At 66.9% G+C, this 19496-nt stretch carries 15 protein-coding genes; 7 read left to right on the plus strand and 8 right to left on the minus strand.

Annotation, left to right across the window (positions count from 1 at the left end):
* Positions 1 to 154: 154 nt before the first annotated feature.
* The gene (locus ACLQ3I_RS14990) at positions 155 to 1330 is read right to left on the minus strand and encodes a TetR/AcrR family transcriptional regulator (protein ID WP_425794546.1); all 1176 of its coding nucleotides are present in this window, start codon (positions 1328 to 1330) and stop codon (positions 155 to 157) included.
* Between the two features lie 129 nt (positions 1331 to 1459).
* Here ACLQ3I_RS14990 and ACLQ3I_RS14995 point away from each other — a divergent pair, with 129 nt between their 5' ends.
* The 3 genes from ACLQ3I_RS14995 (at position 1460) to ACLQ3I_RS15005 (ending at position 6079) form a co-directional block, all read left to right on the plus strand.
* Positions 1460 to 2671, plus strand: a complete 1212-nt coding sequence (locus ACLQ3I_RS14995; RefSeq protein WP_425794544.1) for an acetyl-CoA C-acetyltransferase — start codon at positions 1460 to 1462, stop codon at positions 2669 to 2671.
* Between the two features lie 111 nt (positions 2672 to 2782).
* Positions 2783 to 4957 (plus strand): 3-hydroxyacyl-CoA dehydrogenase NAD-binding domain-containing protein, encoded by a 2175-nt coding sequence (locus tag ACLQ3I_RS15000; protein WP_425794542.1) that lies wholly within the window; start codon positions 2783 to 2785, stop codon positions 4955 to 4957.
* Positions 4958 to 5119: 162 nt separating this feature from the next.
* Positions 5120 to 6079 (plus strand): hypothetical protein, encoded by a 960-nt coding sequence (locus ACLQ3I_RS15005; RefSeq protein ID WP_425794540.1) that lies wholly within the window; start codon positions 5120 to 5122, stop codon positions 6077 to 6079.
* 72 nt (positions 6080 to 6151) lie between these two features.
* Here ACLQ3I_RS15005 and ACLQ3I_RS15010 read toward each other — a convergent pair whose 3' ends face one another.
* From ACLQ3I_RS15010 to ACLQ3I_RS15020, 3 genes are all read right to left on the minus strand, one after another.
* The gene (locus ACLQ3I_RS15010; protein WP_425794539.1) at positions 6152 to 7009 is read right to left on the minus strand and encodes an alpha/beta fold hydrolase; all 858 of its coding nucleotides are present in this window, start codon (positions 7007 to 7009) and stop codon (positions 6152 to 6154) included.
* 213 nt (positions 7010 to 7222) lie between these two features.
* Positions 7223 to 8179, minus strand: coding sequence for a R2-like ligand-binding oxidase (locus ACLQ3I_RS15015; RefSeq protein WP_425790527.1), 957 nt, complete (start codon positions 8177 to 8179; stop codon positions 7223 to 7225).
* Positions 8180 to 8331: 152 nt separating this feature from the next.
* Entirely contained in the window at positions 8332 to 10386 is a 2055-nt protein-coding gene (locus tag ACLQ3I_RS15020; protein WP_425790394.1) for an MMPL family transporter, read from the minus strand.
* A 240-nt stretch (positions 10387 to 10626) separates the two neighbouring features.
* Between ACLQ3I_RS15020 and ACLQ3I_RS15025 the strand changes: the two genes are divergently transcribed.
* Positions 10627 to 11754, plus strand: a complete 1128-nt coding sequence (locus ACLQ3I_RS15025) for an NDMA-dependent alcohol dehydrogenase (RefSeq protein ID WP_425790392.1) — start codon at positions 10627 to 10629, stop codon at positions 11752 to 11754.
* Here ACLQ3I_RS15025 and ACLQ3I_RS15030 read toward each other — a convergent pair.
* The 3 genes from ACLQ3I_RS15030 to ACLQ3I_RS15040 are packed head-to-tail and all read right to left on the minus strand — an operon-like array spanning position 11748 to position 15401.
* Entirely contained in the window at positions 11748 to 12794 is a 1047-nt protein-coding gene (locus ACLQ3I_RS15030) for a cytochrome c oxidase assembly protein (protein ID WP_425790525.1), read from the minus strand. The genes ACLQ3I_RS15025 and ACLQ3I_RS15030 overlap by 7 nt on opposite strands.
* Positions 12795 to 12845: 51 nt before the next feature.
* Entirely contained in the window at positions 12846 to 13370 is a 525-nt protein-coding gene (locus ACLQ3I_RS15035) for a potassium channel family protein (protein WP_425803555.1), read from the minus strand.
* Between the two features lie 21 nt (positions 13371 to 13391).
* On the minus strand, positions 13392 to 15401 hold the full coding sequence (locus ACLQ3I_RS15040) for a M13 family metallopeptidase (RefSeq protein WP_425802866.1): 2010 nt from the start codon (positions 15399 to 15401) through the stop codon (positions 13392 to 13394).
* Between the two features lie 54 nt (positions 15402 to 15455).
* Here ACLQ3I_RS15040 and ACLQ3I_RS15045 point away from each other — a divergent pair, with 54 nt between their 5' ends.
* From ACLQ3I_RS15045 to ACLQ3I_RS15055, 3 genes are all read left to right on the plus strand, one after another.
* A complete protein-coding gene (locus tag ACLQ3I_RS15045; protein WP_425802868.1) occupies positions 15456 to 16997 on the plus strand; it encodes a dihydrolipoyl dehydrogenase family protein in 1542 nt (513 codons plus the stop codon).
* Positions 16998 to 17060: 63 nt separating this feature from the next.
* Positions 17061 to 17804, plus strand: coding sequence for a FadR/GntR family transcriptional regulator (locus ACLQ3I_RS15050; protein ID WP_425790386.1), 744 nt, complete (start codon positions 17061 to 17063; stop codon positions 17802 to 17804).
* Entirely contained in the window at positions 17801 to 18577 is a 777-nt protein-coding gene (locus ACLQ3I_RS15055) for a sterol desaturase family protein (protein WP_425802871.1), read from the plus strand. Before ACLQ3I_RS15050 ends, ACLQ3I_RS15055 begins: the two co-directional genes overlap by 4 nt.
* Positions 18578 to 18634: 57 nt before the next feature.
* Here ACLQ3I_RS15055 and ACLQ3I_RS15060 read toward each other — a convergent pair whose 3' ends face one another.
* Entirely contained in the window at positions 18635 to 19381 is a 747-nt protein-coding gene (locus tag ACLQ3I_RS15060; RefSeq protein WP_425790383.1) for a pirin family protein, read from the minus strand.
* Between the last annotated feature and the right edge of the window lie 115 nt (positions 19382 to 19496).

The following is a 19496-nucleotide window of genomic DNA, read 5'->3' on the forward strand; positions in this document are numbered from 1 at the left end:
TGGGCCTGCTGCGCCCGGTGCCTACTCGACCGGCTGTGGGTGGGCCTGCTGCGCTCGGCGACCGCCGGGAGGTGGGGCGAGCCGGCGGGCGAAGGATTGAGCCGCCGGTCGAGTAGCCGACGAGCGTAGCGAGGAGGCGTATCGAGACCACCTCTCAGATGTCCAGCACGCCCTTCATCAGATACGCCATCTGCGCACCGAATTCGGGACGTCGGGTGCCGCGTCGCATCCGGATCGCGTCATTGACGATGCTCAGCGCCCCGTGGACGTCGACGGCGGCACGTTCGCGCGTCAGGGTGGGATGGATCTGCAGCAGCAGATCCATCCACCGCGCGACATAACGGCGCTGCACGTCGACGAGATCGGACGCGGTCGGCTGCCCCGACAGTGCGAACGAGTTGTTGAACGCCACCGACAGGTCCGGGGTGGAGGTGATCACGTTGACGTACGAATCCACCAGCAACGCAAGCAGTTTTGCCGGATCCGAGGTGGTCGTCCAGGCGGCCATCACGCCGGCCTCCAGGCGGGTGGCGCTGCGCTGGCCGATGCCGAGCAAGATCGACAACTTGGAACTGAAGTGCTTGTACACGCTCGGTCCGGTGATCCCGACTGCCGCGCCGATGTCGTCGACCCCGACACCGGCGTATCCGCGCACCGCGAACAGTGCGGCGGCGGCGTCCAGGATCTCGTCGCGGCGGGTGGGCGGTCCGGCTCCGGGAGGCGGCATCGACGGCAACGGTGGGGCGCCGGCGGGGTGCAGGGCGATTGCCCGGCGGACCAGGGTGTCGAGCTCATCGAGGGCCCGCCCGGCCGGCATCCGGATGTTGTGCACCGACAGACTCCCGGCGACGCTGAGGACCGCCCACGCGAGGGTGACCGCCTCGCGATCGGTGAGGTCGGTGCCCTCGGAGAGCGCGGCCGCCCACCGATGCAGGATCTCCCGGGTGCGCAGCACCACCTCACGGTTCTGGTCGTCGGTCAGGTGCTGGCTGGCCCACCGCCACAGCGACGTCGCCTCGGGACGTCGCACGCCCAGGGTGCACACGGTGGCGATGAGTCGATCCACTCCCGGCGTCGGTGCGGCGCTCAGGGCGCGGTCGGTACAGGCCTCGAGATCGTCCACGCCGGCCAGCACGGCCGCGGCCAGAAGCGACTGTTTGTCGGCGAAATGCCGGTACACCGACGGCGCGGTCACGCCTGCGGCCCGTGCGATGTCGGCGACCGACACCTGCGGGTAGCCGCGTTCCAGGAACAGCGTCGCGGCATGGTCGACGAGCTGTCCCTTGCGGTCGGCCGGCCGCGTGCGCCTGCCGGGTTTCGGGGTAGACATGGTGAATCGACCATAGCGCATGTTTCCCTCGGCGAGTGGGCACCTGACCACCCGGTATGGCCAAGGAAGTTATTCCGCGTTAGCCTGGTTGAGTAACCACACATGGTTCATGCGAAAGGAACACTCAACGTGGCTGATCAAGCATTCATCTACGAGGCGATCCGTACGCCCCGTGGCAAGCAGCGCGGCGGCTCGCTGCACAGCGTCAAGCCGGTCGATCTGGTCTCCGGGCTGATCAACGAGGTCCTGTCCCGTCACGGCGGTCTCGATCCCGCCGAGGTCAACGACGTCGTTCTGGGCGTCGTCTCACCGGTCGGCGAGCAGGGCGCGGTCATCTCTCGCACCGCGGCACTGAACAGCGGTCTGCCCGAGAGCGTCCCCGGCACCCAGATCAACCGGTTCTGCGCGTCCGGTCTGGAGGCCACCAACCTGGCCGCCGCCAAGGTCGCGTCCGGCTTCGACGACCTGGTTCTCGCGGGTGGTGTCGAGTCGATGTCGCGCGTCCCGATGGGTTCCGACGGTGGCGCACTGTTCACCGACCCGGCCACCGCGTACGACAACTACATCGTCCCGCAGGGCATCGGTGCGGACCTGATCGCCACCATCGAGGGGTTCAGCCGCGACGACGTCGACGCGTTCGCCGCCGAGTCGCAGGTGCGTGCCGAGAAGGCTTGGACCTCCGGCTATTTCGCGAAGTCAGTGGTCCCGGTGCGTGACATCAACGGTGTCATCGTGCTCGATCAGGACGAGCACCGCCGTCCCGGCAGCACCGTCGAGAGCCTCGGCAAGCTCAAGCCCGCCTTCCAGGCGCTCGCGGACATGGCCGGCTTCGACGACGTGGCGCTGCAGAAGTACCACTCGGTCGAGAAGATCAACCACATCCACACCGGTGGCAACAGCTCCGGCATCGTCGACGGTTCCGGTCTGGTGCTCCTCGGCAGCGAAGAAGCGGGCAAGCGCAACGGGCTCACCCCGCGCGGCCGCATCGTCACCTTCGCCGAGATCGGCAGCGAGCCGACCATCATGCTCACCGGCCCGACCCCGGCCACCGAGCTGGCCCTCAAGAAGGCCGGACTGACCGTCGACGACATCGACGTCTTCGAGCTGAACGAGGCGTTCGCGTCGGTCGTCTTGAAGTGGATGAAGGATCTGAAGATCCCGCACGAGAAGGTCAACGTCAACGGCGGCGCGATCGCCATGGGTCACCCGCTCGGCGCGACCGGCGCGATGATCTTCGGCACCTGCCTCGACGAGCTCGAGCGCACCGGCGGCCGCTACGGCCTGGTCACGCTGTGCATCGGCGGCGGCATGGGCGTCGCGACCATCATCGAGCGTCTCTGATCCTGCGGGACAGTCACCTTCGACCCTTCGTGACGCATCGCTCGTTCCTCGCGATACTCCTCAGGGATCGAGGGATTGGCCTCACATTCACAGAAAGAATCTTCGAAACACATGAGTGACAACATGTTCAACTGGGAGAAGGACGCCGATGGCGTCGTCATCCTGACCATGGACGACCCCAACCAGGGCGCCAACACCATGAACGAGCTGTTCATGACCTCGCTGCCCGGGATCGTCGATCGCCTCGAGGCGGAGAAGGACGACATCACGGGTGTCGTGCTCACCTCGGCGAAGAAGACCTTCTTCGCCGGCGGCGACCTCAAGGACATGAGCAGCGATCGAGGCTCGGAATCCAAGGAGGAGATCGCCACCGCGATCACCGAGCGCACCAACGCCATGAAGAAGGTCATGCGCCGACTGGAGACCCTCGGCAAGCCGGTCGTCGCGGCGATCAACGGCGCCGCTCTCGGCGGTGGCCTCGAGATCGCACTGCACACCCACTACCGCGTCGCTGCTGACGTCAAGGGTGTCCAGATCGGTCTGCCCGAGGCGACTCTCGGTCTGCTGCCCGGCGGTGGCGGCGTGGTCCGCACCGTCCGTCTGCTCGGTATCCAGAACGCCCTGATGGGTGTCCTGTTGCAGGGCACGCGGTTCAACCCGACCAAGGCCAAGGAGACCGGCCTGGTCGACGAGGTCGTCGGCTCGATCGAGGAGCTGGTCCCGGCCGCCAAGGCATGGATCGCCGCGAATCCCGAGGCGCAGCAGCCATGGGACAAGAAGGGCTACAAGATCCCGGGTGGTGCTCCCACCAACCCGGCCTTCGCCGCCAACCTGCCTGCTCTGCCGGCCCTGCTGCGCAAGCAGATCAAGGGTGCCAACATGCCTGCGCCGCGGGCCATCCTGGCCGCCGCGGTCGAGGGTGCCTACGTCGACGTGGACACCGCCGACATCATCGAGACCCGCTACTTCGTCTCGCTGGTCACCGGCCAGGTCGCGCAGAACATGATCAAGGCGTTCTTCTTCGACCTGCAGCACATCAACAACGGTGGGTCGCGTCCCGAGGGCTACCCGAAGTACCAGGCCAAGAAGGTCGGTGTCATCGGCGCGGGCATGATGGGCGCGGCAATCGCGTACGTTTCGGCCAAGGCCGGTATCGAGGTGGTGCTCAAGGACATCGACCTCGACGCCGCCAAGAAGGGCAAGGCGTACTCCGAGAAGCTCGAGGAGAAGGCGCTCGCCAAGGGCAAGACCACGCAGGAGAAGAGCGACGCTCTGCTCGCGCGGATCACGCCGACGATCGATCCCGCCGACTTCAAGGGTGTCGACCTCGTCATCGAGGCCGCGTTCGAGTCGGTCGAGGTGAAGCACAAGGTGTTCCAGGAGATCGAGGGTGTCGTCGAGCCTGACGCCGTCCTGGGTTCCAACACCTCGACGCTGCCGATCACGAGCCTCGCCCAGGGCGTGCAGCGCCAAGAGGACTTCATCGGTATCCACTTCTTCTCGCCGGTCGACAAGATGCCGCTCGTGGAGATCATCCGCGGCGAGAAGACCTCGGATGAGGTGCTGGCCAAGGTCATCGACTACACGATGGCGATCCGCAAGACCCCGATCGTGGTCAACGACAGCCGTGGCTTCTTCACCAGCCGCGTGATCGGCACCTTCATCAACGAGGCCGTCGCGGCTGTCGGCGAAGGTGTGGAGCCGGCGTTCATCGAGCATGCGGGCACCCAGGCCGGTTACCCGGCCGCGCCGCTGCAGCTGATGGACGAGCTGACCCTGACGCTGCCGCAGAAGATCCGCAAGGAGACCGAGGCCGCGCTCAAGGCCGAGGGCAAGTCGATCCCGGAGCACGGCAGCAACGCCGTCGTCGACTGGATGGTCGAGAACGGCCGCACCGCCAAGAAGGACGGCAAGGGCTTCTACGACTACGACGAGAACGGCAAGCGCACCGGACTGTGGACCGGTGGGCGTGACCACTTCAAGTCGGGCACCACGGAGATCCCGTTCGAGGACATGCAGGAGCGCATGCTCTTCGCCGAGGCCCTCGAGACCGTGAAGTGCTTCGACGAAGGTGTGCTCACCTCCGTCGAGGACGCCAACATCGGGTCGATCTTCGGTATCGGCTTCCCGGCCTGGACCGGTGGTGTCATCCAGTACATCAACCAGTACGAGGGTGGCCTGCAGGGCTTCGTCGACCGCAGCCGCGACCTGGCGAGCAAGTACGGCAAGCACTTCGAGCCGCCGCAGTCGCTGGTCGACAAGGCAGCCAAGGGTGAGAAGTTCTGAGCTGAGCTGAACTGACGAGGGGTCCCGGCCGAGGTCGGGGCCCCTTCGTCGTTTCCCGCTCACCCATCTCGTTCCCGCGCATCCTGCATGGTGAGCGGGAACGGATTGGGTGAGCGAAAATCCCACCGGGAACCGACCCGGCCCGCCTTGCGTCTGAGTTTCATGACCGCATACTCCAAAGACCGATTCGGGATCATCCGACGCGAGGCCGCGCTGGCCCGCGACATCGGTGACGATCACCTCGCCGCTGCCGTCCGGAAGAAGGACCTCCGCCGGCTGACCCGGGGAGCGTTCGTCGAGAACAGCGACTCCTTCACCGGGCCGGCCGGCGCCGACGAGTTGTACCGCCTACGCTCGATCGCCACTGCCACGTCCGGTCTCGTCGGCGAGATTCCACATCCACTCAGCCACGAATCATCTGCGGCGGTACACAAACTCCCGTTGCTCAAACCCGATCGCGAACGCGTTCACGTCACCAACGGAAAGCGCTCCGGTGGGTCGATGCGAGCGCAACGACACATTCACGCCGCACTACTTCGTCCCGATGAGATCACCGAGGTCGACGGCATCCGCGTGACCGGTCTCGAGCGGACCGCGGTCGACATCGCCTGCGCAGGGGATTTCGCACAGGCGCTCACCGTGTTCGACGGCGCGAAACGGCTTGGCGCGGACGACGAATTGATGACGAAGATTCTCGGTACCCGGCGTCGTCGAGGCGTCAATGCGGCTCGTCGCGCGCTTCCGCTGTCGGACGCGCTGTCGGAGAGTGTCGGCGAGTCCTGGAGTCGCGCACAGATGATCGACGCCGGCCTGCCCACTCCGCGGCTGCAACACACCTTCCAGTGTGGGCGTAAGGAGTATCGGGCCGACTTCGACTGGGAGGCAGGCGCGGACGGTTCGCAGGGTGTCATCGGCGAGTTCGACGGCCTGGAGAAGTACAGCCGGCTTCGGCGTCCCGGCGAGACCGTGGCGGATGCCGTCGTTCGTGAGAAGATCCGGGAAGACGAGCTGCGGGCTCTGGGTTTCGTCGTGGTCCGATGGATCTGGGCGGTGCTCGAAAAGCATGGTGTTGCCACCCTGCTGCGGCCGTGGCTGGTGCGTGGCGGCTTGATCGCCGCATGATTCCCGCTCACCCAATCTGTTCCCGCTCATCCGGCAGGATGAGCGGGAACGAAATGGGTGAGCGAGGACGAATCAGCGCAGCAGGAACGCGCGGACGGCCGACTCGAAGGCCTCCTTCGCCTCGATCATCACCCAGTGGCCGCAGTTCGGGAAGATGTGCAGCTCGGCCTCGGGGATCAGGCGCATCGGGACCATCGACATGTCCGGCGGGCTCACGCGGTCGTCGCGGCCCCAGGTGAGCAGCGTCGGGCAGGCGACCTTGTGCATCATCGCCCAGTAGGGCGGGGTGTCGGACGCAGCCATGAACTGCTGCTGCATCTCGAACGCCGCCGAGCCGTACATCATCTGCGCGGTCTTCTGGGCGTCGGGATGGATCGCCGCTTCCCAGCGTTCCTCGATGAGTTCTTCGGTGACGAGTTTCCGGTCGTAGACCATCGCGGTCAGCCAGCGGACGAGTTTGTCCTTGTCGGGATTGTCGGTGAACTCCTGCAGCAATCGGAGGCCCTCGCTGGGGCTGGAACTGAAGACGTTGGGGCCGACGCCGCCGATGGTCACGAGCTTCTCGACACGGTCGGGCTTCTTGATCGCCAGGTTCACGCCGACGACGCCGCCCATCGAATTGCCGATCATCGGGGCCGACGGGATGTCGAGGGCGTCCATGAAGCGGATCACCGACGACCCGGCGGTGAGCACCGGATGGCCCTCGACCGGGTCGCTCACGCCGAAGCCCGGGAACTCGACCACGTAGCAGTGGTGGGTCTGGGCGAAGAAGTCGAGATTGCCCCGGTAGTTGCGCCAGCCGGTGACGCCGGGGCCGGAACCGTGCAGCAGGATCAACGGCGGCGCGGAGGCGTCGCCGGCCTCGTGATAGCGCAGTACGCCCTGGTCGGTGGTCAGTTCGCGTTTGGTCGCGTCGTAGGAGACATCCACGCTCACCAGAGTAGAACGTGTTCTAGTTTGTTGTCACGGGTGGTGGTGGGGTTTTCGGGGGTCGCCGGGGGGTTTCGATACGCCGACTCGCTGCCGCTCGCCGGCTAGTCAACCGGCGGGAGGGCGGCTCGTTGGGCTCGCCGGCTACTCAACCGGCGGTGGTAGGGGCGCCGGGTACGCAACCAGCGGGAGGGAAAGACAGGGACGGGCAGCTCACCGGCCGAGGGAGTTGAGGTCCTCTTCGCCGAACTGTTCCTCCAGGGTCTCCGGTGAGTAGTCGAGATCGATCTCGGCCACCGGCCGGCCACGGGCCGACTCGATCGCGCTCAGTCGGCGCTGTCCACGATCGGCGGCGTAGGCGACGAACTCGCTGTTGTCGAGGCCGAACGGCTGTACCTCGAACTGTTCGTTGACCCAGTTGATCATCCCGAGGGCCAGGGGCATCAGCTCCTCCATCCGCGCGGTGACCACATCCCAGAGCGAGTCGTCGGCGGCCACGTGGCGTCGGCAGGTGAAGGTGCCCCACGCCATGTGCCGACGCTCGTCGTTGCCGATGAACCGGATGAGCTTCTGCATACCGGGGAAGATGTCGTGCCGCGTGCACACCGTCTGCCAGGCGTGATAGCCCGTGAGGGCGAGGCTGCCCTCGATCACGTGGTTGTAGGTGACACTCGCCCGGACCTGATTGCGCGGCGACGGGTCGCTGTCGAGGAGTTGCAGCGACGACGGGAGCTCCTCGTAGAACAGCTGCCGGTAAAACGGATTGTCGGCGACGAAAGACTGGAGGTCGCCGGTCAGCCCGACGGCGTCCATCCACATCCGGAAGACCTGGGTGTGCTTGGCCTCCTCGAAGCAGAATTGCGACAGATACATCTCGTCGCCGAACCGGCCCTCCGCCGCCATCGCGTTCATGAAGGGCTGGATGTCCTGGGTGACCGCTTCCTCGCCGGCGATGAACTGACTCACGAGGTAGGTGGTGCTGCGTCGCTGTTCGTCGGTGATCTCGGTCCAGTCCTGGCTGTCACGGCGGAAGTCGATGGCGGCCGGGTCCCAGAACCGGGCATTGCCTTTGATGAAGAGCCGCAACGGAAACGAGTCCCAGTTGAGCCCGCCGCTGCGGAGCGACGCGAAGTCTTCGCGCCCGCGCGACTTGTGTTCGGCCAGAGTCATGGTGATCACCCGCTAACGATCATTTGGGAGAGATGAACCGACGCTAGCCCGCGCGGCGTCCAAACGTGTTTATTTCACCGAACTCTCAGGATCGCGATTTGGTGTCGATCATGCAGGCGGATCGGAATCGGCTGCTTCGGTATCTGAAATGATCAGCGGGACAGTCGACTTGGCCACCACACGCGTTTGCCGATGTCGAGGGTCAGGGCGGGCACGAGCAGCGACCGGACGATCAGGGTGTCGACGAGAACGCCGAAGGCGACGAGGAAGGCGATCTGCACGAGGAACAGCAGCGGGATCACGGCAAGTGCGGCAAACGTGGCGGCCAGGACCACGCCAGCGGACGTGATGACACCGCCGGTCGCGGTGAGTCCTCGGATCATGCCGGAGCGGGTGCCGTGCGAGCGAGTCTCCTCTCGTACCCGCGTCATCAGGAAGATGTTGTAGTCGATGCCGAGGGCGACGAGGAAGACGAAGGCGAAGAGGGGGACCACCGGGTCGGCGCCTGCGAAGCCGAACGGTCCGTTGAACAGGAGTGCCGCGACGCCGAGGGTGGTGGCGAACGAGAGCACCGTCGTCGCGAGCAGCAGCACCGGCGCGACGATGCTCCGCAACAGCAACATCAAGATCACCAGGACCACCAGCAGCACGATGGGGATGATCAGGTTCCGGTCGTGGATGGCTGTGGTCCGAGTGTCGAGATCGGTGGCGGTGCTACCGCCCACCAGCGCATTCGCGCCGTCGATGGAGTGGACGCGGTCGCGGATGCGGGTGACCGTGTCCTGCGCGGCCAAGGACTCGGCATTGTCGGTCAGCGTCGCCTGTACCGCGACGCGACCGTCGACGACCAGGGGAGAGCCGGACCGTTCGACCAGCTCCGCCGTCGCGACGCCGTCCACGTCGCGGACCGCGGCGAGGGTCTGGTCTGCGGTGGCCTCGTCGGCGATCACCCAGGTCGGCGAGCCGCTCCCGGCGTCGAAATGTCGGGCCTGGATGTCGGCACCCTCGACGGACTCCACTGAACCGATGAAGAAGTCGGTCTGCGCGATGCCGTCGGCCTTGAACGTGGGGGCGAATGCGGCGCCGACGAGGAGGACCACGAGCGTGACGATCCAGATCGTGCGGGGCCGTGCGGCGACGCGGTCGGCGATCCGCGCCCAGAGACGATGGGCGCTGCCGGGTTCGGAGTCATCCGTGTGCGCCGGCCGCAACGGCCAGAAGGCGGCGCGCCCGAGGAGGGCGAGCGCCGCGGGCAGGAAGGTCATCGATGCGAGGAACGACGCCGCGATGCCCAGTGCGGCCACCGGACCCAGGCTGCGGTTCGAGTTGAGGTCGGAGAAGAGCAGGCAGAGCACACCCAGGATGACGGTGCCCGCGGAGGCGGCCACGGGCTCGATGGTGGCCCGCCAGGCGCCGCGCAGCGCGGCGTACTTGTCATCGGTGCGGGTGAGTTCCTCCCGGAATCGGGACACCAGGAGCAGGGCGTAGTCGGTCGCGGCGCCGAACACGAGGATGAACAGGATGCCCTGACTCTGCCCGTTGAGCTCGAGCACGTTCGACTTGGCGAGCAGGTAGACCAGGCCGGACGCCAGGCCGAGGGCGAAGACCGCGGACACGATGACCACGAACGGCAGGATCGGACTGCGGTAGACGACGAACAGGATGGCGATCACGACGGACCCGGCCACCAGCAGCAGGATTCCGTCGATGCCGCTGAACGCGTCGCTGAGATCGGCGGCCTGACCGGCCGGGCCGGTCACCTTCACGACGAGCCCGGACGGTGCCCCGCCCAGGGCGTCTCGCAACTGTTCGACGGCGTCCGCGGGTTCGCCGTCGGTCGCGACCGGGACGAACATCTGGGCGGCCTGGCGATCGGCCGACGGGATCGGCGGCGAGAACGCGGCGCCGAATCCCTCGGCGCCCTGCAGTGGCCGGGTCGCGGTGGCGAGGAACTCCAGATCCTGCGGTGTGATGCCGGAGGTGCGTTCGGCGATCACGATGGCCGGCAGGGTGTCGGTGTCCGAGAAATCGCCGAGATGGTCGTTCACCTCGGTCGACTCTGCCGATGCCGGCAGGAACGTGGTGTTGTCGTTGCTCGAGACGGACGCCAGCTTGCCCGCGTAGGGGCCGGTGACACCACCGATGACGATCCAGAGGAGCAACAGGAGCGCGGGGATCAGCCAGCGAAGCCGGGGCCTAGTCGCCATGGCGTCATCCTGTCACGTCAGGTGGTGCACACCATGACCCCGGTGCCGGAAATGTCCGGAGTGCGCGGGAGGAGCCAGGTGAAGCATCGCGTCGCGCGGAAAGGCCCCGAACGTGCGATCGGTCTGCTCAAAACCTCACCGCTGCAACGTGACCAACCATTTCGCATGCACGTCGGTACAGACGCGACAACGATGTGGACAAGGTCTCATATCGCTGTCCGAGAGAAAGGTGCATACGAGATGAAAACCAAGGGGGCAATCCTCCGGAACCCCGGCGAGAAGTGGCAGATCGAAGAGTTCGAGCTGGACGATCCGGTGGCCGGTGAAGTGCAGGTCAAACTTGTCAGCTCCGGCCTGTGCCACTCCGATCACCACCTGCGCACCGGTGACAGTCCGGCCCCGATGCCGGTCCTCGGCGGGCACGAGGGTGCCGGTGTGATCACGAAGGTCGGACCGGGCGTGACGAGGCTCAAGGAAGGCGACCACGTGATCACCGCCTTCATCCCGGCCTGTGGCGTGTGTGAGCCGTGTTCGCGTGGCGATCAGAACTTCTGCGACGAAGGCGCACGCCTGCTCAGCGGGCTCGCGATCTCCGACGACACGCACCGTGCGCACACCACCGACGGTGCGGGTCTGACCCAGATGTGCCTGCTCGGCACCTTCGCGCCCTACATCACCGTGAACGAGGCATCCCTGGTCAAGATCGAGGACGACATCCCCTTGAAGGAGGCTGCGCTGCTCGGCTGCGGCGTGGCGACCGGTTGGGGTTCGGCGGTCGAGATCGGCGGGACGCACGCCGGTGACGTGGTCGTGGTGGTCGGGATCGGCGGTGTCGGCATCAATGCGATCCAGGGTGCCGCGTCGGCCGGTGCGCGGATCGTGGCCGCGGTGGACCCGGTGCCGTTCAAGCTGCAGATGGCCGAGAAGCTGGGGGCCACCCATACGTTCTCGTCGATGGAGGAGGCGCTCCCGGTGATCGGTGAGATCTCCTGGGGAAAGATGGCCAACAGCGTCATCCTGACCGTCGGCGAGATCAACGGCTCGATGATCCAGCCGGCGCTGAGCCTCACCGGCAAGGGTGGGCAGGTGATCGTGACCGGTATGGGCAACTTCGCGGACAGCGATGCCCAGATGAACCTCTTCGAGCTGACCCTGCTGCAGAAGCGGGTGCAGGGTGCGATCTTCGGCGGCGCGAGCCCGCGCACCCAGGTCCCGACGCTGCTCCACGAGTACCGGGCCGGAAAGCTCAACCTGAGTGACCTGGTCACCCAGACCTACCGTCTGGACCAGATCAACGAGGCCTACGACGACATGCTGGCGGGTAACAACATCCGCGGGATGATCGTCTACGGCGACGACGACTACTGATCGTGGTGCGGTTCGGCGTGCGGGTCCTGCCCCGCGCGCCGGCCGCTCTCGGTCCCGGCGGGCCGTTGTCCGTGCATGGCGGCCAGCCGGGCGTTGTACGCCGCCAGCACGGCATCGTCGTCGTCGAGGTCCGCGGAGTCGGTGCCCAGCGCATCGCGCCGCGCCGACTCGAGGAACGACGGCCGGACCTTGCCGAGATGCCGCGCCGCCGAGTCCTGTCGTCCGCGGCCGAGGCCCTCGGCCCGGATCCACTCCCAGGCGAGGAACACCAGCAGGCACATCATGAGTCCGTCGCCGGCCCACCACATGATCGCGCCTGCGGCACTCTGGTCGGTCATCGCCGACGGATTGAGGATGGACTCCGCGCCCCAGCCGGTCCGTGAGGCCGAGAAATCCGGGGCGATCTCGTAGCTGGTCAGCATCAGGATCACCCCGACGAAGGTGTCGGCGCCCATCGCCACCAACAATGTCACGAACCGCGCGGCGTAGCTGTAGTCATGGCCGGTCAGTTCGTCGCCGATCAGCGGCAACAGCAAGAGGTAGCCGCTCACCAGGTAGAGCACGAGTTCGCTGTCGTGAATCCACATGTGCTCGGCCATCTGCTGTTGGAAACCGGTCAGATGGGTCAGCACGAGCACCGCCGCGTACAGCGGCACCGTGAACATCGGCGCGGTGACGAAGCGGATCACGGTGCTGGTCATGACGCGTTCCACCGTCTCGCCGCCGCGGGGGCCGAGCGCCAGCGCGGACAACCGGATGGGTTGTGCGAGCACGAGGAACAGCGGGATCACGGTGATCATCAGCAGGTGCACGACCATGTGCATCCAGAACAGGTGGTGGGCGAACACCGCCACGCCCGAATTGAGCGCGACGACGAGCAACACCATGCTCAGCAACCAGGAGGCGGAACGGGACACCGGCCAATGGCCCACGCGGATCGCACCGACGACGTAGGCCAGGGATGCGACGGCCATGAGCGCCCAGACGATCGGCGTCGCGGTCCAGGAGGCCCAGAGATCGGGCATCATTCCGTCGTTCATCGTCACGGTGCCCAGCCTAGGCCTGTGCCCGTCCGGGCGACCAGACGGCTGTCAGCGCCGGACGCGGGCGGTCACGAGCACGTTGAGGAACCGCAGACCCAATCCGAGCAGGATGAGCGTGCTGGCCATCTGGATGGACACGGCGACGCGGGCCGCCTGGGAGTCCGCGGCGATGTCCCCGAATCCGGTCGTGGTGAACACGGTGAGGCAGAAGTAGAGCGCGTCGATCCGGGTCAGGTGGGTGTTGAAGCTCCCGTCGGCGTACTCGGAGAACAGGTAGTAGGTGGTCGCGAACGCCACGATGTACAGCGCGGCGATCGCGACGAGCATCTCGACAGCGGTGGCGACCGGATACTCCGAATGTACGAAATGCCGGATCTCCCACGCGCAGAAGGCGATGAGCAGCAGCGCGCCCACCGCCAGCCCGATGAAGTTCGCCGAACTCTCCTTCGCGATCGGCAGGAGGAAATAGCCCGTCAGCAGGAGGGCTGCGGCGATGATCGGGCGGACGACCGCCAGGGTGACCTGTCTCCGCCCGATCCGCTGCCTCAGCGCACCGCTCTCACCCGCACCGATCGAGTTGTCGTTCAACGGGGTTCACCAGATCCGCACGCGCTCCGACTCGTCGAGGTAGAGCTTGTCCCCCGACGAGACGTCGAAGGCGTCGTAGAAGGCATCGATGTTGCGGATCACACCGTTGCACCGGAACTCGGGCGGGGAGTGCGGGTCGATGGACAGACGCCGGATCGCCTCGGCGTCGCGGGTCTTGGTCCGCCAGATCTGGGCCCAGCTGTAGAACACCCGCTGGACCCCGGACAGTCCGTCGATCTCAGGGGGAGTGGTGCCCTGCATCGCGAGTCGATAGGCGACCAGCGCGATCGACAGACCTCCGAGGTCGCCGATGTTCTCGCCGATGGTGAACTCGCCGTTGACCTTGTACTCCTCGTCGAGTCCCTCCGGCGTGAACTCGCTGTACTGCTCGATGAGTTTGCGTGTGCGCGCAGAGAATTCGGTCCGGTCGTCGTCGGTCCACCAGTCGACGAGATTGCCGTCACCGTCGTACTTGGCGCCCTGGTCGTCGAACCCGTGGCCGATCTCGTGGCCGATGACCGCCCCGATCCCGCCGTAGTTGGCCGCGTCGTCGGCGTCGGGGTCGAAGAACGGCGGCTGCAGGATCGCGGCCGGGAACACGATCTCGTTCATCCCCGGGTTGTAGTACGCGTTCACGGTCTGCGGCGTCATGAACCATTCGTCGTGATCCACCGGCCCGCCGATCTTGGCGAACTCGCGATCCTGCTCGAATGACGAAGCGCGGGCGACATTTCCGATCAGGTCGCCGCGGTCGACGGCGAGTGCGCCGTAGTCGCGCCAGTGGGCGGGGAAGCCGATCTTGGGGGTGAACTTGCCCAGCTTGGCGAGCGCCTTCTCCCGCGTCGCGGGCGTCATCCACTCCAGATCGGAGATGTTGCGGCGGTAGGCGGCCACCAGGTTGTCGATCAGCTCGTCCATCCGAGACTTGGCCTCGGGGCCGAAGTGCTCGTCGACGTACAGCTTTCCGACGGCGAATCCCATCGCATCCTCGACGAAGCCGACTCCGCGCTTCCACCGGTCGCGGATCGACTCGGCGCCGGTGAGGGTGCGCCCGTAGAAGTCGAAGTTCTCGTCGACGAACTCCGACGACAGGTAGCCCGCGGCGGACCGCAGCAGCCGCCACGCCAACCAGGTCTTCCACTCCTCGAGCGGACGCGACGCGATCAACTCCGCGACGCCGGTGATGAACGACGGCTGCCCGACGACGACCTCGCCGAACGTCGCGTCGCCGGTCGTGCCGAGCCCGCCGAGCCACGAGTCGACATCGAATGCGCCTGCCGCGGCGGTGAAGTCGGCCAGGGTCATCAGGTTGTAGGTGAGGTCGGCGTCGCGGCGCCGGACCACGTCCCAATGTTGAGCGGCCACGGCGGTCTCGAGGTCGAGAATGGTCTGTGCCCGGGCGTCGGCATCGTCGAAACCGGCGAGCGCGAACATCCGGCCGACGTGCGCTACATAGGCGTCCCGGGTCTCGGCGTGCTTGTCCTCGCGGTAATACGACTCGTCGGGCAGCCCGAGACCGGACTGGACGACGTGTACGAGGTAGCGGTCGGATTGCTTGGCGTCGGTGTCGACGTAGAAGCCGAAGAGTCCGCCGACGCCATGCCGCTGGAGACGGCCGATGCGGGTGCTCAACTCGTCGGTCGAACTGATCGCGGCGATCTTCTCGAGCTCGCCGCGGATCGGACCGATCCCGAGAGCGTCGATGTGATCGGTGTCCATGAACGACGCGTAGAGGTCACCGATCTTCTGGGCGTCGGTGCCGCTCTCGGGGTCGGAATCGGCGCAAGCGGTGATGATGTCGCGCACGTTCTCCTCGGCGCGATCGCGCAGGACGTGGAAGGCGCCGTCCACCGAGCGGTCGTCGGGGATCACGTGGCTCTGCAGCCACTGGCCGTTGACATGGGTGAACAGGTCGTCCTGCACGCGGACGTCGGCGTCGACCCAGCTGAGATCGATACCGGAAACGGGCGTGGTGTCTGTCTGTGAAGCGGTCACCCGTCCATCCTGGCATTGCATCCGCGATTCGTCAGCCGGCTCTGCTCGTGGCGCAATCGCTCTACCGTGGGTGTCATGACCGGAACAGCGGACGTGAGCACATATGACGTCGTCGTGATCGGCGGCGGACCGGTGGGCGAGAATGCCGCCGAGTATGCGATCAAGGGCAGCTCCCGAACGGCGGCGATCATCGAGCACGAGCTCGTCGGCGGCGAGTGTTCGTATTGGGCGTGTATGCCGAGCAAGGGGCTGCTGGGTCCGGGCGCCGCACTGGCCGCAACGTCCGGGTTGCCGGGTGCGCGGGAGCAGTTGACCCAGCCCACTCCCGACGTGGGTGCCGTTCTGGGCTGGCGCGACACCATCACTCATCAGCGCGACGACAGCTCGCAGGTCGACTGGGCGTCCGGCGCGTGTATCGACGTGATCCGCGGGCACGGTCGGATCGTCGGCGAGCGGGAGGTCGAGGTAGGTGGCCGGGGCGAGCGAAGCGACGGGGAATATGGCCGGGGCGAGCGAAGCGACGGGGAATGTGGCCGGGGCGAGCGAAGCGACGGGAAAGGTAACCGGCGCATCGTCGCGCGGGAGGCGGTCGTCGTGGCGACCGGGAGCACGGCGTCGGTGCCGCCGATACCGGGTCTGCGGGAGGCCCGGCCGTGGACGTCGCGGGATGCGACCAACATGGTCGACGTCCCGGAACGGATGGTGGTGCTCGGCGGTGGGGTGGTCGCGTGTGAGGCGGCCACCTGGCTGCTCGACCTCGGGGTCCGGGAACTGACGATGGTGATCCGCGGCGACCGCGTGCTGCCCAAGGCGGAACAGTTCGTCGGCGAGCAGGTCGCGACGGGACTCATCCGGCGCGGTGTCGACATCCGGTTCGGCGCGCAGATCTCGGCCGTCGAGCGGCCCGACGTCGCGGACACCGGTTACGGGCACATTCACGGCGGTCCGGCGCGGGTGACGGTCGACCAAGGCGGGGGCAGTTCGGTGCTCGAGGTCGACGAGCTACTGGTGGCCGCCGGAAGGGCCCCGGCGACAAGCGATCTGGGTCTCGAGGTATTGGACCTGCCAGATTCGGGCCCGCTGCGCGTCGACCATCACATGACCGTTCCCGGCCACCTGTGGCTCTACGCGGTCGGCGACGTCAACGGGCGGGTCGCGTTGACGCACATGGGCAAATACCAGGGCCGGGTGGCCGGCGACGTGATCGCCGCGCGGGCCGACGGGCGGCCACTGGATGGCTCGCGGTTCACCGCCTCGGCCGACCGCGACGCCATCCCGCAGGTGGTGTTCACCCGGCCCGAGATGGCGTCGGTCGGTCGGACCGAGGCGCAGGCTCGTGAGGACGGCGTCGACGTGGTGATCGCGGAGGCGGACATCGCAGTCGCCGGCTCCTACCTCGTCTCGCCCGACTACGCCGGCCACGCGAAGCTCGTCATCGACCGGTCGCGCGACGTCCTGGTCGGCGCCACGTTCGTGGGCGCGGACACTGCCGAGCTCGTCCATTCGGCGACCGTGGCGGTGGTCGGCGAGGTGACCATCGACCGGTTGTGGCATGCGGTGCCGTCCTATCCGACGGTCAGCGAGGTGTGGCTCCGGCTGCTCGAACAACTGCGCTGAGCGCGAACGAACAACTGGTCTGACCACTTGACCACTTGGCCCGACGGCTCTAGCGTGAGGCGCATGCCGTTCGAGCCGATCGCACCGCGCAGCGTGCCCGAGGATGTCTACGAACAGATCGTCGAGGGCGTGCTGTCGGGAGACCTGCCCGCCGGCGACACGCTGCCCAGTGAACGTGAACTCGCCCGGGTGCTCGGGGTGTCGAGGCCCGCGGTCCGGGAGGCGCTGCGCCGGGTCGCGGGTGCGGGACTCGTGTCGATCAGGCAGGGGCAGGGCACCCGGGTGCTCGATCCGGTCGTCGCCGGCGGACTCGATCTGCTGCCGCGGCTGCTGGTGCGGAACGGGCAGCTGGTCCCCGAGGTGGTGCGGTCGATCGTCGAGGCGCGGGCCCTGATCGGGCCGAAGGTGGCCGAACTCGCCGCGCGACGGGCCGGCGACGGCGCAGTCGAAGCCCTGCGTGCCTGCGTCGAGGACCTGGCGGGCGAGTCCGACCCGGTGACCCAGCAGGTGGTCGCGCTGGAGTTCTGGAGCCGGGTCATCGACGCGGCGGACTCGATCACCTTCCGCTTGATGTACAACTCGCTGCGTGCCGCCTACGAGCCGGCGCTGCCCGCACTCGCCGCGGTACTCGAACCCGAGGTCGGCAACGTCGAGGGCTACCGAGCCGTGGTCGACGCGATCGCCGGGCGCCGGTCGTCGGACGCCGACGTGGCGGCCCGTGTATTGCTCGCGCCGGCGACCGCGGCGCTCCTCGAACTGTGCGAAGCACTCGCCGAGTCGTCGAGCACCTCGGACACGCAGCCATGAATCCACCGAGAAGTACGGGGAAACCGCAGAGGTCGGATTCCGTCGAGAAGGCCGCGGCCGTCGGGGTGCGGGCGCGTCGCCGTGTCGATGCCGACGAGAAACGGTTACGGGCGAGTCGCCGGAACGTCACATTGCGGTCGGCCTTCGGTGAATTCGTGAGACATCCGTCGCCGTGGATGATCGCCGCATTACTCGTCGGCGCGGTGCTCGCCCGGCTGTGGGTCGGCGGGTGGGGGCTCACGGACCTTCTGGTGCCGTTCGTGATGCTCGCGGTGTTCCCGATCGCCGAGTGGCTGATCCACGTCTTCATCCTGCACTGGCGTCCCAGACGGATCGGCCCGGTGACGCTCGACACCCTGCTCGCGCGCAAACACCGTGAGCACCACAATGATCCGCGCGACATCCCGCTGATCTTCATTCCCTGGCGGGCTCTGATCCCGGTGCTGATCGCGGCGCTCGCGGTCGCGTTCGTCGGGTTCCGCGGCGTCGAGCGGGGACTGACCTTCCTCGTCGTGCTCGGGGCACTCGGCATCGTCTACGAATGGACGCACTATCTGATCCACACGGACTACCGGCCGCGATCGCGTCTGTACCGCGCCACCTGGCGCAATCACCGGTTCCATCACTACCGCAACGAGCACTACTGGTTCACCGTGACGACCTCGGGTACGGCGGATCGCCTGTTGCGGACGTACCCGGACCCGGAGTCGGTGCCGAAATCGCCGACGGCCAAAAATCTGCACGGACGCAACGAGGCGCAGTCGGCAGGCTAGGTTGCTCTCGATGGAAATGCCGTTGCCGTCGGCGGGAATTCGGTTGCCGTCGGCGGGTCAGGACATCAGGTCGCGGAGGTCGCGATCCATCGACCAAACCAGCACCTCGGCGTCGGTGTGCGCGGTCAGCGGCTCCCCTCCGAGGTCACCGGCGCGCACCGAGTCGCCTTCGTCGAGGCGGGTGCCCGCGAGGTCGAGGCTGCCGCGTGTGACGTAGACGTGGGTGTGCCGTGCGGCGGGCAGGTCGACCGACGACCCGGCCGCGAAACGGGCGGCGTAGAGGGTGGCGGACCGATTGGCGATGCGGATGGCCGAATCGCGGGCCGGGTCGCCCGACGCGATCGCGACCAGACGGCCCGGGGTGAGCTCGTCGTCGACGTCGCGCTGGTCATAGGAGGGTGCGAGTCCCAGCTCGTCGGGCATCACCCACATCTGCACGTAGTGCACCGGCGCCACCCCGGCCTCCGCGCGATGACCCCAACGGTCGTTGCGCTCCGAGTGCTCGATCCCGGTGCCGGCGCTCATCCGTTGTGCCAGTCCGGGATAGACGATTCCCGAGTGGCCCTCCGAGTCCTGGTGCACGAGTGAACCGGACGTGACCCACGTGACGATTTCAGACTCGCGGTGCGGGTGTGTAACGAAGCCTTCACCCGGCGCGACGATTTCATCGTTATTCACCAACAGAACACCGAAATGGGTGTTGGATGGGTCGTAGTGATCGCCGAAGGAGAAAGCATGGCGGGACGTGAGCCACTCAGTCGTCGTTACCGCACGGTCTCCGGCCGCCATCACTCGAAAGTCCATGACACATTATGGGCCGACTCTGCTTCGACGACGCCGTCGTCTATGGCCCCCGTCACGTCGCCAGAACTCCGAGACCCGATCGTGACCGCTCGGATCCCCGAATGGAAGCTGGCGG

The sequence above is a fragment of the Gordonia sp. DT101 genome (assembly GCF_049844895.1).
In the GTDB taxonomy this organism is placed as follows: domain Bacteria; phylum Actinomycetota; class Actinomycetes; order Mycobacteriales; family Mycobacteriaceae; genus Gordonia.

What these genes read in the sequence shown, in the direction of transcription:
- ACLQ3I_RS15020 (WP_425790394.1), bottom strand. Translation starts at nt 10,386, where the DNA reads ATGGCGACTAGGCCCCGGCTTCGCTGGCTGATCCCCGCGCTCCTGTTG.
- ACLQ3I_RS15005 (WP_425794540.1), top strand. Translation starts at nt 5,120, where the DNA reads ATGACCGCATACTCCAAAGACCGATTCGGGATCATCCGACGCGAGGCC.
- ACLQ3I_RS14990 (WP_425794546.1), bottom strand. Translation starts at nt 1,330, where the DNA reads ATGTCTACCCCGAAACCCGGCAGGCGCACGCGGCCGGCCGACCGCAAG.
- ACLQ3I_RS15060 (WP_425790383.1), bottom strand. Translation starts at nt 19,381, where the DNA reads ATGGACTTTCGAGTGATGGCGGCCGGAGACCGTGCGGTAACGACGACT.
- ACLQ3I_RS15050 (WP_425790386.1), top strand. Translation starts at nt 17,061, where the DNA reads ATGCCGTTCGAGCCGATCGCACCGCGCAGCGTGCCCGAGGATGTCTAC.
- ACLQ3I_RS15055 (WP_425802871.1), top strand. Translation starts at nt 17,801, where the DNA reads ATGAATCCACCGAGAAGTACGGGGAAACCGCAGAGGTCGGATTCCGTC.
- ACLQ3I_RS15025 (WP_425790392.1), top strand. Translation starts at nt 10,627, where the DNA reads ATGAAAACCAAGGGGGCAATCCTCCGGAACCCCGGCGAGAAGTGGCAG.
- ACLQ3I_RS15040 (WP_425802866.1), bottom strand. Translation starts at nt 15,401, where the DNA reads ATGCAATGCCAGGATGGACGGGTGACCGCTTCACAGACAGACACCACG.
- ACLQ3I_RS15015 (WP_425790527.1), bottom strand. Translation starts at nt 8,179, where the DNA reads ATGACTCTGGCCGAACACAAGTCGCGCGGGCGCGAAGACTTCGCGTCG.
- ACLQ3I_RS15000 (WP_425794542.1), top strand. Translation starts at nt 2,783, where the DNA reads ATGAGTGACAACATGTTCAACTGGGAGAAGGACGCCGATGGCGTCGTC.
- ACLQ3I_RS15030 (WP_425790525.1), bottom strand. Translation starts at nt 12,794, where the DNA reads ATGAACGACGGAATGATGCCCGATCTCTGGGCCTCCTGGACCGCGACG.
- ACLQ3I_RS15045 (WP_425802868.1), top strand. Translation starts at nt 15,456, where the DNA reads ATGACCGGAACAGCGGACGTGAGCACATATGACGTCGTCGTGATCGGC.